At 61.8% G+C, this 15,424-nt stretch carries 13 protein-coding genes; 7 read left to right on the top strand and 6 right to left on the bottom strand.

Translation table 11 applies throughout. The features are described 5' to 3' along the window. Positions 1-184: 184 nt before the first annotated feature. The 3 genes from gshA to ACIGHL_RS18080 all read right to left on the bottom strand — a co-directional run bounded on the left by gshA (position 185) and on the right by ACIGHL_RS18080 (position 4,614). Complete coding sequence (gene gshA, locus ACIGHL_RS18090; protein WP_128119850.1) at positions 185-1,774, bottom strand: glutamate--cysteine ligase; 1,590 nt, start codon at positions 1,772-1,774, stop codon at positions 185-187. A gap of 130 nt (positions 1,775-1,904) precedes the next feature. Continuing rightward, on the bottom strand, positions 1,905-2,291 hold the full coding sequence (locus tag ACIGHL_RS18085) for a PaaI family thioesterase (protein ID WP_127840457.1): 387 nt from the start codon (positions 2,289-2,291) through the stop codon (positions 1,905-1,907). Between the two features lies 1 nt (position 2,292). Continuing rightward, positions 2,293-4,614, bottom strand: a complete 2,322-nt coding sequence (locus ACIGHL_RS18080) for a Tex family protein (protein WP_128119849.1) — start codon at positions 4,612-4,614, stop codon at positions 2,293-2,295. A 229-nt stretch (positions 4,615-4,843) separates the two neighbouring features. On the opposite strand from ACIGHL_RS18080, the gene ompR reads away from it, so the two are divergent. Both ompR and ACIGHL_RS18070 read left to right on the top strand, forming a co-directional pair. Continuing rightward, positions 4,844-5,578 (top strand): osmolarity response regulator transcription factor OmpR, encoded by a 735-nt coding sequence (gene ompR / locus ACIGHL_RS18075; RefSeq protein WP_064480944.1) that lies wholly within the window; start codon positions 4,844-4,846, stop codon positions 5,576-5,578. Positions 5,579-5,818: 240 nt separating this feature from the next. Continuing rightward, positions 5,819-7,138 carry an ATP-binding protein gene (locus tag ACIGHL_RS18070; protein ID WP_045431486.1) on the top strand — a complete coding sequence of 440 codons (1,320 nt, stop codon included), beginning with the start codon at positions 5,819-5,821 and terminating at the stop codon, positions 7,136-7,138. Between the two features lie 109 nt (positions 7,139-7,247). On the opposite strand, the gene rimK is transcribed toward ACIGHL_RS18070, so the two are convergent. Both rimK and rimB read right to left on the bottom strand, forming a co-directional pair. Then, positions 7,248-8,153 (bottom strand): 30S ribosomal protein S6--L-glutamate ligase, encoded by a 906-nt coding sequence (gene rimK / locus ACIGHL_RS18065; RefSeq protein ID WP_019340871.1) that lies wholly within the window; start codon positions 8,151-8,153, stop codon positions 7,248-7,250. After that, positions 8,150-8,617: a retropepsin-like aspartic endopeptidase RimB gene (gene rimB / locus ACIGHL_RS18060; RefSeq protein WP_045423343.1), complete on the bottom strand. Its 468-nt coding sequence runs from the start codon at positions 8,615-8,617 to the stop codon at positions 8,150-8,152. Before rimB ends, rimK begins: the two co-directional genes overlap by 4 nt. A gap of 101 nt (positions 8,618-8,718) precedes the next feature. Between rimB and ACIGHL_RS18055 the strand changes: the two genes are divergently transcribed. The 4 genes from ACIGHL_RS18055 to ACIGHL_RS18040 all read left to right on the top strand — a co-directional run bounded on the left by ACIGHL_RS18055 (position 8,719) and on the right by ACIGHL_RS18040 (position 12,698). Continuing rightward, positions 8,719-9,114, top strand: a complete 396-nt coding sequence (locus tag ACIGHL_RS18055; protein ID WP_046161468.1) for an RNA-binding S4 domain-containing protein — start codon at positions 8,719-8,721, stop codon at positions 9,112-9,114. A gap of 134 nt (positions 9,115-9,248) precedes the next feature. Further along, complete coding sequence (gene hslO, locus ACIGHL_RS18050; protein WP_413818144.1) at positions 9,249-10,142, top strand: Hsp33 family molecular chaperone HslO; 894 nt, start codon at positions 9,249-9,251, stop codon at positions 10,140-10,142. Between the two features lie 156 nt (positions 10,143-10,298). Continuing rightward, the gene (locus tag ACIGHL_RS18045; protein ID WP_128119848.1) at positions 10,299-11,840 is read left to right on the top strand and encodes a phosphoenolpyruvate carboxykinase; all 1,542 of its coding nucleotides are present in this window, start codon (positions 10,299-10,301) and stop codon (positions 11,838-11,840) included. A 255-nt stretch (positions 11,841-12,095) separates the two neighbouring features. Further along, positions 12,096-12,698 (top strand): nitroreductase family protein, encoded by a 603-nt coding sequence (locus ACIGHL_RS18040; RefSeq protein ID WP_128119847.1) that lies wholly within the window; start codon positions 12,096-12,098, stop codon positions 12,696-12,698. Positions 12,699-12,785: 87 nt separating this feature from the next. On the opposite strand, the gene ACIGHL_RS18035 is transcribed toward ACIGHL_RS18040, so the two are convergent. Continuing rightward, complete coding sequence (locus ACIGHL_RS18035; RefSeq protein WP_128119846.1) at positions 12,786-13,034, bottom strand: DUF2790 domain-containing protein; 249 nt, start codon at positions 13,032-13,034, stop codon at positions 12,786-12,788. A gap of 315 nt (positions 13,035-13,349) precedes the next feature. On the opposite strand from ACIGHL_RS18035, the gene ACIGHL_RS18030 reads away from it, so the two are divergent. Next, the gene (locus tag ACIGHL_RS18030; RefSeq protein ID WP_128119845.1) at positions 13,350-15,275 is read left to right on the top strand and encodes a RecQ family ATP-dependent DNA helicase; all 1,926 of its coding nucleotides are present in this window, start codon (positions 13,350-13,352) and stop codon (positions 15,273-15,275) included. The last annotated feature ends 149 nt before the right edge of the window (positions 15,276-15,424 follow it).

Genomic DNA, 15,424 nt, shown 5'->3' with positions numbered 1-15,424 from the left:
GCGTCTGAACTCAGGGGTGTAGGGAGGGCCTAAGCCCACCAAGGATGGTACCGGCGCGCGCACAGCCAGGCCAGGCGTCAAGCGCTGTCAAGAAGCAAGCGGTGGGCTAAAGCCCACCCTACGTACTACGTACTGCCATTGCACATCTGCCGCTCGTTGACGGCTAGCGGCATGTTCCTCGGCGCTATACCGGTGTCAGGCTGGTCAGGCTGCGCTGGTAGTCCTCGACGAAGCTGTCGAAGTCCTGAGTGTCCGCAGCTTCCACCTGCGCCTGCTGTGCCAGTGAGCTGCGTGCGGCTTCGTCGAACCAGGCCATGTCGGCATCTGACAGCGCTCGGCTACGGAAGTCGTCGGCGTGTTGACGGGTCTGCCGCAGCGCGAACTGGCTGAAGCTCTCGCCGTTGCGCTGCAGCTCGGCGAGCACGCGGGCCGAAGGCGTCAGGCTGCTGTCTGCAACCTTGGCCTGTTGCGCGGCGACGGCGCGGGAATGCTCATCACCGCCGTGACTGCGGTCCAGCAGTTCGGCGACTTGGCCGATCTGCGCAATCAGTTCGTTCGCCCACTGCTGCAGGCTGACGTCTTCACCGCAGCGACGCAGTTCAAGCCCGGGTTTGCGGCCTTCCTTGACCACGCTGAGGAAGTTGTCGCTGCTGGCCCGACATTCGCCTTCTACCAGGCAAGGGCTCTGCTGCAACGTGCAGAACAGCAGGAAGGCATCGAGGAAACGCGCTTCGGTGACGTCGATACCCAGCGGCAGGAAAGGATTGATATCTAGGCAGCGCACCTCGATGTACTGGATGCCGCGCGCTCGCAGCGCATGCAGTGGGCGCTCGCCAGTGTCGGTGACGCGCTTGGGGCGGATGTTCGAGTAGTACTCGTTCTCGATCTGCAAGACGTTAGTGTTGAGCTGTTGCCAGTTGCCCTCCGCGTCCTTGGTGCCCAGCGCCGCGTAGTCGGGGTAAGGCGTGGACACCGCTTTGTGCAGGCTGCTGGTGTAACTCGGCAGATCGTCATAGCAGGGCGTCAAGCCGGCCTGGGCATTGCTCTGATAACCCAGATCGCTCATGCGCAGGCTGGTGGCGTAGGGCAGATACAGCGTGTCTTCGTCGAGCTGCTGTAGCTGGTGCGGGCGGCCACGCATGAAGCTGACGTCCAGTGCGGGCGAGGCGCCGAACAGGTACATCAGCAGCCAGCTGTAGCGGCGGAAATTACGGATCAGTGCGATATAGCGCCAGGACTGATAGTCCTGCGCCGAGCGCTGGTCGCTCTCATCGGCCTGCAGCGTAGCCCACAGCGCCTCGGGCAACGAAAAGTTGTAATGGATGCCGGCAATGCACTGCATCGTCTTGCCGTAACGCAGCGCCAGGCCTTGGCGGTACACATATTTCAGTCGACCGATGTTCGAACTGCCGTACTCGGCGATGGGAATCTGCGACTCGTCCGGCAGGTGACCGGGCATCGAGGGACTCCAGAGCAGCTCGTCGCCGAGCTTGCTATAGGTGTAGCGATGGATCGCGTCCAGCTCGGTCAGCGTCTTTTGCGGATCGGTTTCGGTGCCGGTGATGAACTCCAGCAGCGCTTCTGAATAGTCCGTGGTGATCTTCGGATGGGTCAACGCCGAGCCCAGTGCTCGCGGATGCGGCGTCAGCGCCAGCTGACAATCGGTGTCGACACGCAGGCATTCACGCTCTATCCCATGCAGGCATTGCGAGAGCAGCGACAGGTTGTGGTGCTCGGCCAGCAGCGCCAGGCGGTGGGAGAGAAGATCGCTCAATTGGGAATTCCTTCACGCGTCAGTCGGCACAATATGGGGGTGGATTGCACGCTCTACAAGAGGCCGTCAGCGTTGGACCACGCACCGCTGCAGGGCGTTTCCAGCTAACCTTGGGCGGCGGTCCGGTGACTCAGGTAACCGAGAAGGTCGCCTGCGCCTTGGCCACCAGCTTTTCACCCTGGTGGACTTCGGCTTCGAGTACCTGAGTGCGCCGCCCGCCGTGCACCACCCAGGCTCGGCAGGTCAGTTCGCCTTCGCTCACCGGGCGAATGTAATTGACCTTGCACTCCAGGGTGACGCTGTTGGGCTCGCCGCCGTTGAGGCTGTGACTGGCCTGGCCCATGGCGGTGTCGATCAGCGAGAACAATGCGCCGCCGTGCAGCTTGCCGTGCAGGTTGCGCAAGCCATCGTGCATTGCCAGGCGCAGCAGTGCCTCGCCATTGTCGGCCTTGATGATTTCCAGGCCCAACAGGCGCCCAAAGGCGCTGCTGCTGCCTACTGCCTCGACTTCGCGCACCTTATTTCCTCAGATTCTTCGCATTGGCGAACAACGCGGCCATGGCGTTATTGGCCGGTGCCGGCTTGGTTTCCGGCTTGGCCGCCTTGCGTTCGCCGCGTGCTTGGCCGCCACGGTTGTTGCCACCTCCGCGCATGGAGTCCGCTTTCTCACCGGGCGTGTCGCTCATACGCATGGACAGGCCGACGCGCTGACGGGGTATGTCCACTTCCATGACCTTGACCTTGACGATGTCGCCAGCCTTGACCACTTCGTAGGGATCCTTGACGAACTTCTCGGACAGCGCCGAGATGTGCACCAGACCGTCCTGATGCACGCCGATGTCGACGAAGGCACCGAAGTTGGTCACGTTGGTCACCACACCTTCGAGCATCATGCCGGGGGTCAGGTCGCTGAGCTTCTCGACGCCGTCCTGAAACTCGGCGGTCTTGAACTCGGGACGCGGGTCGCGGCCGGGCTTCTCCAGCTCTTGCAGGATGTCGCTGACGGTCACCAGACCGAAGCTCTCATCGGTGAACTGCTTGGGATCCAGGCGTTTGAGAAACGTCGAGTCGCCGATCAGCGAGCGGATGTCGCGGCCGGTGTCGGTGGCGATGCGCTTGACCAGCGGATAGGTTTCCGGGTGCACCGCAGAGGCGTCCAGCGGGTTGCTGCCATTCATCACGCGGAGGAAGCCGGCGGCCTGTTCGAAAGTTTTGTCGCCCAGGCGCGGGACCTTTTTAAGTTCGCTACGGGCTCTGAACGCGCCGTTGGCGTCACGGTAGGCGACGATGTTCTGCGCCAGCGTGGCGTTCAGCCCGGAAATCCGCGCCAGCAGCGCCACCGAGGCGGTGTTGACGTCGACGCCGACGGCGTTCACGCAGTCTTCCACCACCGCATCCAGCGAGCGTGCCAGTTTCAACTGGGACACATCGTGCTGGTACTGGCCCACGCCGATGGCTTTAGGCTCGATTTTTACCAGTTCGGCCAGCGGATCTTGCAGACGGCGGGCGATGGACACGGCGCCGCGGATCGACACGTCCAGATCCGGAAATTCCTTGGCGGCCAGCTCGGAGGCCGAGTACACCGAGGCGCCGGCTTCGGACACCATTACCTTGGTCAGCTTGAGGCCGGGCACCTGCTTGATCAGATCGGCAGCGAGCCGGTCGCTTTCACGGCTGGCGGTGCCATTGCCGATGGCGATCAGGTCGACGCTATGCTTGGCGCAGAGTTTGGCCAACGCGGCCAGGGTGCCGTCCCAATCGTTGCGCGGGGCGTGCGGGTAGACGGTGGCGGTATCGAGCAATTTGCCGGTGGCATCGACCACCGCCACCTTGCAGCCGGTGCGCAAGCCAGGATCGAGGCCCAGCGTGGCGCGCGGGCCGGCCGGGGCGGCCAGCAGCAGGTCATGCATGTTGCGCGCGAATACGCCGATGGCATCATCCTCGGCCTTGTCGCGCAGTTCGCCGAGCAGGTCGGTTTCCAGATGCGTGTAGAGCTTGACCTTCCAGGTCCAGCGCACCACTTCGCCGAGCCACTTGTCTGCGGCCCGCCCACGGTTCGAGATGCCGAAGCGCTCGCCGATCATCACTTCGCCCGGGTGCATGCTGCCGGGCGCTTCGTCGCCGACTTTCAGGCTGACGCTGAGCACGCCTTCGTTGCGCCCGCGGAAGATCGCCAGTGCGCGGTGTGACGGCGTGCTCTTGAGCGGCTCGTCATGCTCGAAATAGTCGCTGAACTTGGCGCCTTCGTTCTCTTTACCCGGCACCAGCCGCGCACTCAGGGTGGCGTTGTGGGTGAGGAAGTCGCGCAGTTTGGCCAGCAGGTTGGCGTCTTCGGCAAAGCGCTCCATGAGGATGTACTTGGCGCCTTCGAGCACCGCTTTAGTATCGGCGAAGCCCTTCTCGGCATCGACGAAGCGTGCCGCCTCGGCTTCTGGATTGAGCTCAGGGTCGGCGAAGATCGCGTCGGCCAGCTCGCCAAGGCCGGCTTCCAGCGCAATCTGGCCTTTGGTGCGGCGCTTCTGCTTATAGGGCAGATAGAGGTCTTCGAGTCGCGTCTTGGTATCGGCAAGGTCGATCTCGCGCTTCAGCTCAGGCGTGAGCTTGCCCTGTTCCTCGATGCTGGAAAGGATCGACGCGCGGCGGTCATCCAGTTCGCGCATATAGCGCAGACGTTCTTCCAGCAGGCGCAGCTGGGTGTCGTCGAGGCTGCCGGTGACTTCCTTGCGGTAACGGGCGATGAAGGGAACGGTGGAGCCTTCATCGAGCAGCGCCACGGTGGCGGCAACCTGTTGCGGGCGCACGCCCAGTTCTGCGGCGATGCGGGAGTTGATGCTGTCCATGAACCTACCTGGGTCAGTCAAACCATGCAGGCCGTGCCTGCGCGAAAGGGCGCGATTATAAGGGCAGCAGAGCATTTGAGGCCGCAAGCCGGACGAAAAACCCGAGCCAGGCGCACCGACTCATTCTTTCGGCCCTCGGCCAGGCACCGCAAAATCTGCTAACAATGGCTGTCAGTTGCGTTTACTTCACTGCGCGCATAATGCGCCGTCGATCATTCCGGGAGTTCTCATGAGCAGCACCGCACCTGCCAACGAAGGCGAAAAGATCCTGATTGTTGACGATGACGCCCGTCTGCGGCGCTTGCTCGAGCGCTTTCTCGATGAGCAGGGTTACCGAGTCCGGACGGTGGAAAGTGCCGAGCAGATGGACCGTCTGCTCAGCCGCGAGCTGTTTCATCTCGTAGTGCTGGACCTGATGATGCCGGGCGAGGACGGCCTGTCGGCCTGTAACCGGCTGCGTACCGGTGGCAACCAGATCCCGATCATCATGCTGACGGCCAAGGGTGACGAGGCCAGTCGCATTCAGGGGTTGGAGCAGGGCGCGGACGATTATCTGGCCAAGCCGTTCAATCCCCGTGAGCTGTTGGCGCGGATCCGCGCGGTGCTCCGCCGCCAGGCACCGCAGGTGCCAGGTGCGCCGGGCAGCGAAGATGAAACGGTGACCTTCGGTGATTACGAGCTGTTCCTCGGCACCCGTGAGCTGAAGAAGGGCGATCAGGTGCATATGCTCACCACCGGTGAATTCGCCGTGCTCAAGGCGCTGGTACAGCACGCTCGCGAGCCGCTAACCCGAGACAAGCTGATGAACCTGGCCCGCGGTCGCGAGTGGGATGCGCTCGAACGTTCCATCGATGTGCAGATTTCCCGCCTGCGCCGGCTGATCGAGCCGGACCCATCCAAGCCGCGTTATATCCAGACCGTCTGGGGCGTCGGCTATGTGTTCGTGCCTGATGGCAACAAATAGCAGCCGCCTGCTGCTCGCGGCGCTGAGCCAAATTGGGATGCAGTGCTTTTCTCAGGCTGCATCATTGGATGGCTTACGGATCACGAAGTGAGCCATCAGCCTCGTAGGGTGGGCTTTAGCCCACCACCCTTGTTCGACTCGGTTGGCTAAAGCGGAGCAGCTTACGACCCAGTCTTCACTGTGAAATCCCACATCGCTGGCCTCTTGGTTCAGCCTCCCGCGGTCAAAATCGGCTTGTTTATGAAAACCCCGCTCTGGTTCCCGCAAAGCTTCTTCGCTCGCACCCTGTGGATGGTGCTGATCGTGGTCCTGTTCTCCAAGGTATTGATGCTCGTGTACCTGATGATGAACGAGGACGTCATGGTCGATCGTCAGTACAGCCATGGTGCGGCGCTAACCTTGCGTGCCTACTGGGCAGCTGACGAGGAAAACCGCGAACGCATCGCAGAGGCGGCCGGCTTGCAGCGGGTTACGATGGACGATGTGCCGCCCAGTGAATATCACTGGCCTTACACGGAAATCTTCCAGCGGCAGATGCAGGCCGAACTCGGTGTCGAAACCGATGTGCGGGTGCGTATTCAGCCTGACACAGCCATCTGGGTCCGCGCGCCTAGCCTAGGGCCGGACTGGTTGCGGGTGCCGTTGTACGCATACCCGTTGCGCGGTCAGCGGATCTGGAGCGTGCTGGGCTGGTTTCTCGGTATTGGGCTGCTGTCCACGGCCGCCGCGTGGATCTTTGTCAGCCAGCTCAACTTGCCGCTCAAACGCTTGGTCTATGCGGCCCGGCAGATCGGCAAGGGGCGTAGCGTGCGGTTGCCCATCAGCGACACGCCGAGCGAGATGACCGAGGTTTATCGCGCGTTCAACCAGATGGCAGAGGACGTCGAGCAGGCTGGCCGCGAGCGGGAGCTGATGCTCGCTGGCGTATCGCACGACTTGCGCACGCCGCTGACGCGCTTGCGGCTGTCCCTCGAACTGATGTCCAGCGACGCGGAGCTGACCGAGGACATGGTTCGCGATATCGAGGACATGAACGCGATCCTCGATCAGTTCCTCGCCTTCGTTCGCGATGGCAGCGACGAGCCGGTGGAAAGCGTCGACTTGGGCGAGCTGGTACGTGAAGTCGTGGCGCCCTACAACCAGTACGGAGAAACCGTTCGCCTCTGTGTCGAGCCGATGCCGCAATTGGCGTTACGACGAGTTTCGATCAAACGACTGCTGGTGAATCTGATTGAAAATGCGCTGCGTTATGGCGGCCATGGTGTCGAAGTGGCCGCCCATGTTTCGGGCGACAGCAATGCACCCTATGTCGTCCTCAGCGTGCTTGACCGGGGCACGGGCATCGATCCCCGGGAGCTCGGCGAAATATTCAATCCGTTCATCCGCGGCGACAAGGCACGTGGCGGGCAGGGCGCCGGGCTGGGGCTGGCGATCGTCAAGCGGATCGCATCGCAACATGGTGGTGTGATCGAGTTACGCAACCGCGAAGGCGGCGGGCTCGAGGCGCGGGTGAGCCTGCCGTTGGGGTTGTTGCTGCCGAGGGATGCGGTGAAGCAGTAGGCTGACCGTAGGCTTCGGTTCCCTACTGTCGAGCCGGTTCTTGCTGGCCGCATAGGGCTCTCGATTACGGAATCCGTGGAAGCTGCGATTCCCGGTTTCCAGCGTTCGCTTAGCCCTTTCCCTTCGTCCTCGTCAGATGCGGGCCGGCGTTCTTTTCCAGGTACTGGATGATCAGCCCCGCGACGTCCTTGCCAGTAGTTTCCTCGATGCCGGCGAGGCCTGGGGAGGAGTTCACCTCCATCACCAGCGGACCATGGTTGGAGCGCAGGATATCGACGCCCGCGACGCTCAGGCCCATGACCTTCGCCGCGCGAATCGCGGTCATCCGCTCTTCCGGGGTGATCTTGATCAGGCTGGCGGTGCCGCCGCGGTGCAGATTGGAGCGGAACTCGCCAGGCTTGGCCTGACGCTTCATGGCGGCGATGACCTTGTCACCAACCACGAAGCAGCGAATGTCCGCGCCGCCGGCTTCCTTGATGTATTCCTGCACCATGATGTCCTGCTTGAGGCCCATGAAGGCCTCGATCACCGACTCGGCGGCGGTGGCGGTTTCGCACATGACCACGCCGATACCCTGGGTGCCTTCGAGCACCTTGATCACCAGCGGCGCGCCGTTGACCATCTGGATAAGGTCGGCAATATCGTCTGGCGAGTGGGCAAAGCCGGTTACCGGCAGGCCGATGCCACGGCGCGACAGCAACTGCAGCGAGCGCAGCTTGTCCCTCGAGCGGGCAATGGCTACCGATTCATTCAGCGGAAACACGCCCTGCATTTCGAACTGGCGCAGCACTGCGCAGCCATAAAAGGTAACCGAGGCGCCGATCCGCGGGATCACCGCATCGAAGCCTTCCAGTGGGCGGCCGCGATAATGAATCTGTGGTTTGTGGCTGGCGATGTTCATGTACGCGCGCAGGGTGTCGATGACGACCACCTCATGGCCACGTTGCTGGCCGGCCTCAACCAGACGGCGGGTCGAATACAGGCGTGGGTTGCGCGACAGCACGGCGATTTTCATGGGGCACCGGAAAGAGTGAGAGTCTGGGGTTTTTCCTGCACGTAGGTGCGGGCAGGGTCGACCAGCCATTTGCCGTCCATCAGGGCTTTTGACCCCAGCAGTAAGCGATAGCGCATGGTCTTGCGACAGGTAAGGGTGAATTCGACGGGCCACAGGTGGTCGCCCAGCGCCAATAGCGTACGCACCACGTAGCGGGTCTGTACGTGTCCGTTGGAGCTTTTGATGATCTTGCGCGCCACCAGCGGCGCTTCGCAGCGGTGGCGACTCTGCACCAGCGTCCCCAGGTGCGCCGTAAAACGGACCCAGCGTTCGCCATTGCGCTTGAATTCGCTGATGTCGGTCGCATGTAAGGCAGAGGTGCTAGCGCCGGTATCGATCTTCGCGCGCAGGCCGACCACACCGAGCTCAGGCAAGGCGATCCATTCGCGCAAACCGATGATTGTTTGGAGGTCGGGACTGTTCAAAAGCGTATCCGGTAAATTTCCGCGCATTCTAGACAGGCTGCATGACAACCGCATCTCCCTGTTCCAACCTATGACAACGAGACGCTAGGCAGAGTTGAACGATGAGTGAGAAAGACGACGGCAAAGTCCGTCTGGACAAATGGCTGTGGGCGGCGCGTTTCTTCAAGACGCGCGCCTTGGCCAAAGCGGCCATCGAAGGCGGCAAGGTGCACTGCAAGGGCGAGCGTTGCAAGCCGAGCAAGGAACCTAAACTCGGCGAGGAGCTGGTGATTCGGGCCGGCTATGATGAGCGCACCGTGGTGATCAGGGCGTTGTCGGCCGTGCGCAAGGGCGCACCGGAGGCTCAGCTACTGTATGAGGAGACCGCCGAAAGCCTGGTTCGCCGGGAGAACGCTGCGGCCATGCGCAAGGCCGGCAGCCTAGGGGTGGAAACCGATGGCAAGCCAAGCAAAAAACAGCGTCGCGCGTTGCAGCGGTTTCATTCGGACGCGGGTTGAGTGCCGCTGGTTGGATGGTCGCCACTTTCGACCTAGAATGCGGTCCCTTCTTCTAGGTGCCGCACCATCGCCGAGACGTGCCACGTCCCGCCATTTATGACGGCCCCGAACGCCCACCTGCTCTGGTCATGCCCATGCTCGATTCCGATTACACCCAACGCTTTCTTTTCGATGACACCGACGTACGCGGCGAATGGGTCGGGCTCGAGCGCAGCTATGCGGAGGTCCTGGCGAAGCATGCGTATCCTGAACAGGTTGCGCAGTTGCTCGGCGAACTGCTCGCGGCGGCGGCGCTGTTGGTCGGCACGCTGAAATTCGATGGGTTGATGGTGTTGCAGGCACGCTCGTCCGGTGCGGTGCCGTTGTTGATGGTCGAGTGCTCCAGCGATCGAGAGGTGCGCGGCATTGCTCGCTATGACGAGGCGCTGCTGACCCCCGGCGCGACCCTGTCGGAACTGATGCCCGATGGCGTTATGGCGATGACCATCGACCCGGCCAACGGGCAGCGTTATCAGGGCATTGTTGCGCTGGACGGCGTGACCTTGGCGGACAGCCTGTCGAACTATTTCGCCTCCTCCGAGCAACTGCCGACGCGCTTCTGGCTAGCCGCTGATGGCCGCCGTGCTTGCGGGATGTTGTTGCAGCAGCTGCCAGCTGATCGCATCCGTGACGGCGAAGAGCGCGAAGCCAGCTGGCAGCACCTGCGCACCCTGGCCGATACCCTGTCGACTGAAGAGTTGCTGGGGCTCGATACCCAGACCATCCTGCATCGTCTTTATCATGAAGAGCGGGTTCGGCTGTTCGACCCGCGGCCGATCGTGTTCCGCTGCAGCTGCTCGCGTGAACGCTCGGCCAATGCAGTCATCAGTCTCGGCCATCACGACGCCGAGCTGTTGCTGACGGAGCAGGGCGGGTCCATCACCATCGATTGCCAGTTCTGCAATCATAGCTACCGGTTCGACGCGGCCGATATCGCCCAGCTTTTTGCCGGTGCGGGAACGGAAGGTCCATCCGGCACGCGGCATTAAAGGCTTTCCGGGCGTAGGAACCTTTTCGCCATCACGCCCTCATACCCAGCGCAGCGTCATTTCTGTCATAATCGCGCGCACTTTTTTTCGGTGTAGTCCACTGTACCGTGGGCTACAACAGCATGGAGGAATCGGCCCAAGGCCGACGGGAAACTCATGACGCAAGCCACTAACGCCGTGTACATCGATATCAGCACCGCTCAACTGGTTGAACAAGCCATTAAGCGCGGTGAAGGTGAATTGGCCGCCAATGGCGCGCTCGTCGTGAAAACCGGCCACCGGACCGGTCGATCGCCAGCTGATCGCTTTATTGTGGAAGAGCCCAGCACCCAGGGCTCCATCGCTTGGGGGCCGATTAACCGTCCGTTCCCCGCCGAAAAGTTCGACGCCCTGTGGGACCGCGTCGAAGCCTTCAACAAGGCTCAGGATCATTTCGTTTCCCACGTCCATGTAGGCTCTTCCGAAGGTCACTACCTGCCGGTCAAGATGGCCACTGCAACCGCGTGGCAGAATCTTTTCGGTCGCCAGCTCTTCATCAATCCCGAGCAGTACAACCCGGCCGGCAAGGATGAGTGGCAGGTCCTCAACGTCGCCAACTTCGAATGCTCCCCCGAGCGTGATGGGACCAACTCCGACGGTTGCGTGATCATCAACTTCGCCCAGAAGAAGGTCCTGATCGCTGGCATGCGCTACGCCGGTGAAATGAAGAAGGCCATGTTCTCGGTGCAGAACTACCTGCTGCCCGAAGCTGACGTTTTGCCGATGCACTGCGCCGCCAACATTGGCGAAAACGGTGACGTCACCTTGTTCTTCGGTTTGTCCGGCACCGGCAAGACCACCCTCTCGGCAGATGAGTCGCGCTACCTGATCGGCGATGACGAGCACGGCTGGGGCACCGGTGTGGTGTTCAACATCGAAGGTGGCTGCTACGCCAAGTGCATCGACCTCTCCGAGAAGAACGAGCCGGTCATCTGGAAAGCCATCCAGTTCGGCACCGTGCTGGAAAACGTCGTGCTGAACGACGAGCGCGCCGCTGACTACACCAACGACAGCCTGACCCAGAACAGCCGCGCAGCCTACCCGCTGGAATACGTCGAGAAGCGTTCCGACAAGAACCTTGGCGGCGAGCCGAACGCGGTGATCTTCCTGACCTGCGACCTGACCGGTGTTCTGCCTCCGGTGTCGATCCTCAATGAAGAGCAGGCGGCTTACCACTTCCTGTCCGGCTACACCGCGCTGGTGGGTTCCACCGAAATGGGTTCGGGCAGCGGCATCAAGTCGACCTTCTCCACCTGCTTCGGCGCGCCGTTCTTCCCGCGTCCGGCCGGCGTGTATGCCGAGCTGCTGATCAAGCGCATCCAGGCGTTCGGCTCCAAGGTCTATCTGGTCAACACTGGCTGGACCGGTGGTGGCTACGGCGTCGGCAAGCGTTTCAACATTCCAACCACTCGTGCCGTAATCGCTGCGATCCAGAGCGGTGCGTTGGTTGGTGCCGAAACCGAGCATCTGCCGATCATCAACCTCGACGTGCCGAAGGCCGTCGCCGGTGTCGACACCCAGCTGCTTAACCCACGCAACACCTGGTCCGACGCCAACGCCTACGACGAGGCCGCGAAGGAGCTGGCGAACAAGTTCGTCGAGAACTTCAAGAAGTTCGACGTCTCCGATGCCATCAAGGCCGCTGGCCCGCAGCTCTAAGCTGTAGCGACAAGCCATGGAAAAAGCCGCCTTCGGGCGGCTTTTTGGTGGACATCTTTCTGCCAGTTCGGTATGGCCGATGGGCGTCAGTCGCCCTTGGCGCGTTGGTTGCGAACGCGGCGGTCCCTAACCGCGAGGCATTACCCGAACCCTTCATCGGTTCGGTTGATAACTTCCATCAACCAACATGGATGGATTCGATGGATGTTGGCGCATAGCATTACGGCCACGTTTAAACCCGATTGGAGCCACATCATGCAGATCGAAGAAGCCATCCAGACCCGCCGCGCCGTCAAGGCCTATGACGCCAGCTTTGAGCTCAGCCGTGAAGAAAAGGACGAGCTGCTGCAACTGGCACTCCTAGCCCCGTCCGCCTTCAACCTGCAGCACGTGCGCTTCGTTGAGGTGAGTGATCCGCAACTGCGCGCGCAGATTCGCGAGGTGGGCTGGAACCAGGCGCAGATGACCGATGCCTCGATGCTGGTGGTGGTCTGCGCTCAGGTCGATAGCTGGGAAAAGAACGTCCGCCGCGTCTGGGACGGTGCTCCGGCCGAAGTGCAGGACTACATGGCAGGCGCCATCGACAACTACTACCGTGACAAGCCCCAAGTACAGCGTGACGAAGCCATGCGCAGCTGCGGCCTGATGGCCCAAACGCTGATGCTTGCTGCACGTGGAAAGGGCCTGGATTCCTGCCCGATGGATGGCTTCGACTTCGACGCCGTGGCTAAGCTGATCAACCTGCCGGACAACCATGTGATCGCGATGATGGTCGCGGTGGGCAAGCGGGCTGCCGATCCTAAGCCACGTATTGGCAAACTGCCGCTTGAAGAGGTGGTTATCCGCGATCGTTTCTGATCGTCTCGGATCAGCTTGCGCCGGTTGCGAAGCGCGCCGATGGGCCTGAAGGCGGATCGGCGTCTGCCAGTTCAGAACTGTAGCTGGTCAGTTCTGGTTCTTGCAGCTGTCGGCAGGCGTTCGGTAGGCGAGCCTACGGACTTGTCCGGCAGAATCCCGATAGGTCATGACGGCATCTGTCACCTCGCAATAGGGTGTCGGCTCGATCTTGATGGACAGCACCGAGGCAATATCGAGTCGGGTGCCGTAGGTGTAAGGTTCGGGTTCGCCGCTGTTGGCATGGGCAAGCGAGGCGGCCGCGAGGAGTAGGGCAGCAGTAGCAAGGGTAACGCGCATGGCAGGAGATCCTGTATCTGGTTCGTAGGTCCGTTCCTGTTCGCGGGGCGGGATCACCTGATCCGGCGGCGCTTATGCTTGTTCTTCAGGAGCCCGGCTATCGTAAATTTGCTAGCTTGCTAACGATAATTGCCGATTCCAATCCAGGCGATTGACCGAAAAACCTGGCCGTTTCGCTTGTTGTCTGTTCTGCCCGCCTCGTAGGGCCGGCTCGATGCGCTTTCCAGACGGCTGACCGTTACCCTCCCGCCGCTTTGCAGTACCGTCTCCCTCCTTTTGCTACCCTCCGGCCTCCAGTCAAAGGAGTGACTCAGCATGATCGAACAGACGCTTAAACAGACATTCGGCTACGACGACTTTCGTCCCGGCCAGGATCAGGCCATTCGCGCCGTGGTGGCCGGGCGCTCAGCGGCCGCCATCTTTCCCACCGGGTCGGGCAAGTCCTTGTGCTATCAGCTGCCGGCGCTGCTATTGCCTCGTCTCACCTTGGTCGTCTCGCCGCTACTGGCGTTGATGCAGGACCAACTGGCGTTCTTGCATCGGCACGGTATCGCGGCAGCCAGCATCGATTCGGCGCAGAGCCGCGAGCAGGCCAGCGAAACCATGGCCCGCGCCAAGTCCGGTGAACTGAAGATCCTGATGATTTCGGTGGAGCGGCTGAAGAACGAGCGTTTCCGTAACTTCATCAGCCAGGTGCCGATCTCGTTGCTGGTCGTCGATGAGGCGCATTGCATTTCCGAGTGGGGGCACAACTTCCGTCCGGATTACCTCAAGCTTCCCGACTATCAGCGCCAGTTCAATATTCCCCAGGTGCTGCTGCTGACCGCGACGGCGACGCCGCCGGTGATCGCCGACATGCAGGCCAAATTCTCGATTGCCGCGGACGACGTGGTGACGACCGGTTTTTACCGGCCCAATCTCAATCTGCTGGTCGAACCGGTCAGCGGCTTCAACAAGCAGCGCCGGCTAGTGGAATGGCTAAAGGACAAGGCTGGGCAGCCGACCATCGTCTACGTCACCCAGCAGAAGACCGCGGAGCAGGTCGCCGAGCATCTGGCGCAACGAGGCTTTCCGGCCAGCGCCTATCACGCCGGTATGGCGCACGAGGCACGCGAGTCGATCCAGCGGCGCTTCATGGCTGGCGAGCTGAATTGCATCGTCGCCACCATTGCCTTCGGCATGGGCATCGACAAGGCGGATATCCGCAACGTGGTGCACTACGACTTGCCCAAGTCGGTGGAGAACTACAGCCAGGAAATCGGCCGTGCCGGCCGCGATGGCAAGCCATCGGACTGCCTGGTGCTGGCCAATCGCGACAGCCTCAGCGTGCTGCAGAACTTCGTCTATGGCGACACGCCGGAGCGTGAGGGCATCCGCTGCGTGCTCGACGAGCTGTTGCAATCCGGCGCGGGCGGGCAGTGGGAGCTGATGCTCAACCAGCTGTCGGACCAGAGCAACATCCGCCAGTTGCCGCTGAAAACCCTGCTGGTCCAGCTGGAGCTGCGCGGCATCATCGCGCCGCGTTTCGCTTATTTCGCCGAGTATCGCTTCAAGTACCTGCTCGAACCTGAAGCCTTTGTGGCGAAATTCGAGGGCGAGCGGCGGCAGTTCGTCGAGGCCATCGTGCACAGCTCGGCACGGGCGCGGACCTGGTGCACGCTGGATTTCGATGCGCTCTACCAGCAGCACGGTGCAGACCGTGGGCGGGTGGTCAAGGCGCTGGAGTACTTCCAGGAAAAGGGCTGGATCGAGCTGGAGAGCAAGCAGATGACCGACGTCTATGCGCTGCTCGATCCGACGTTCGATGCCCCATCCCTGAGTACCGAGTTGCATGCCTACTTCAGGCTCCACGAAGGAAGCGAAATCACCCGTATCGATAACATGCTGGCGCTGTTCGAATCACACGAGTGCTTGAGCCATCGGTTGGCCGTTTACTTCGGCGATGACCTGGCGCCGCAACGCTGCGGACACTGCTCGGTTTGCCGCGGGCAGGTTGCGCAACTACCGGAACCGTCGCCATTGGCGCCGCTGGGCGAGATGGATGTCGATGCCCGCTGCGCCGATTTCAGCCAGCGCTACGGGCAGCTCAAGGACCACGAGCCCAGCGCCGAATGCCTGACGCGCTTTCTCTGCGGCATCAACGTGCCGGTGTTCACCAAGCTCAAGGCGCGCCAAATCACCGGTTTCGCTTCGCTGGAGGCCTATCCCTACGCTGAGGTTCGCGCGCGCCTGACGCGTTAGGGTCTGTTGACGTTTCGTTCGCGGCCGCGCCGGAGCCTGTTTTTGCGCGAGGCAAGGCATGAGGAGGGACGTTTGGTTGTTCCAAATGAACGACGAATAACGCCGCATCGCGCAAAAAACAGGCCCGGCCCGAAGGGTTGCGCGGCAAA

The sequence above is a fragment of the Pseudomonas sp. NPDC077451 genome (genome assembly GCF_044543345.1).
In the GTDB taxonomy this organism is placed as follows: Bacteria; Pseudomonadota; Gammaproteobacteria; order Pseudomonadales; family Pseudomonadaceae; genus Stutzerimonas.
Note: the sequence above shows the minus strand (reverse complement) of the source record. Positions and strands in the feature narration are given on the sequence as shown.

What these genes read in the sequence shown, in the direction of transcription:
- ACIGHL_RS18080 (WP_128119849.1), bottom strand. Translation starts at nt 4,614, where the DNA reads ATGGACAGCATCAACTCCCGCATCGCCGCAGAACTGGGCGTGCGCCCG.
- ompR (WP_064480944.1), top strand. Translation starts at nt 4,844, where the DNA reads ATGAGCAGCACCGCACCTGCCAACGAAGGCGAAAAGATCCTGATTGTT.
- ACIGHL_RS18070 (WP_045431486.1), top strand. Translation starts at nt 5,819, where the DNA reads ATGAAAACCCCGCTCTGGTTCCCGCAAAGCTTCTTCGCTCGCACCCTG.
- rimK (WP_019340871.1), bottom strand. Translation starts at nt 8,153, where the DNA reads ATGAAAATCGCCGTGCTGTCGCGCAACCCACGCCTGTATTCGACCCGC.
- ACIGHL_RS18055 (WP_046161468.1), top strand. Translation starts at nt 8,719, where the DNA reads ATGAGTGAGAAAGACGACGGCAAAGTCCGTCTGGACAAATGGCTGTGG.
- hslO (WP_413818144.1), top strand. Translation starts at nt 9,249, where the DNA reads ATGCTCGATTCCGATTACACCCAACGCTTTCTTTTCGATGACACCGAC.
- ACIGHL_RS18045 (WP_128119848.1), top strand. Translation starts at nt 10,299, where the DNA reads ATGACGCAAGCCACTAACGCCGTGTACATCGATATCAGCACCGCTCAA.
- ACIGHL_RS18040 (WP_128119847.1), top strand. Translation starts at nt 12,096, where the DNA reads ATGCAGATCGAAGAAGCCATCCAGACCCGCCGCGCCGTCAAGGCCTAT.
- ACIGHL_RS18035 (WP_128119846.1), bottom strand. Translation starts at nt 13,034, where the DNA reads ATGCGCGTTACCCTTGCTACTGCTGCCCTACTCCTCGCGGCCGCCTCG.
- ACIGHL_RS18030 (WP_128119845.1), top strand. Translation starts at nt 13,350, where the DNA reads ATGATCGAACAGACGCTTAAACAGACATTCGGCTACGACGACTTTCGT.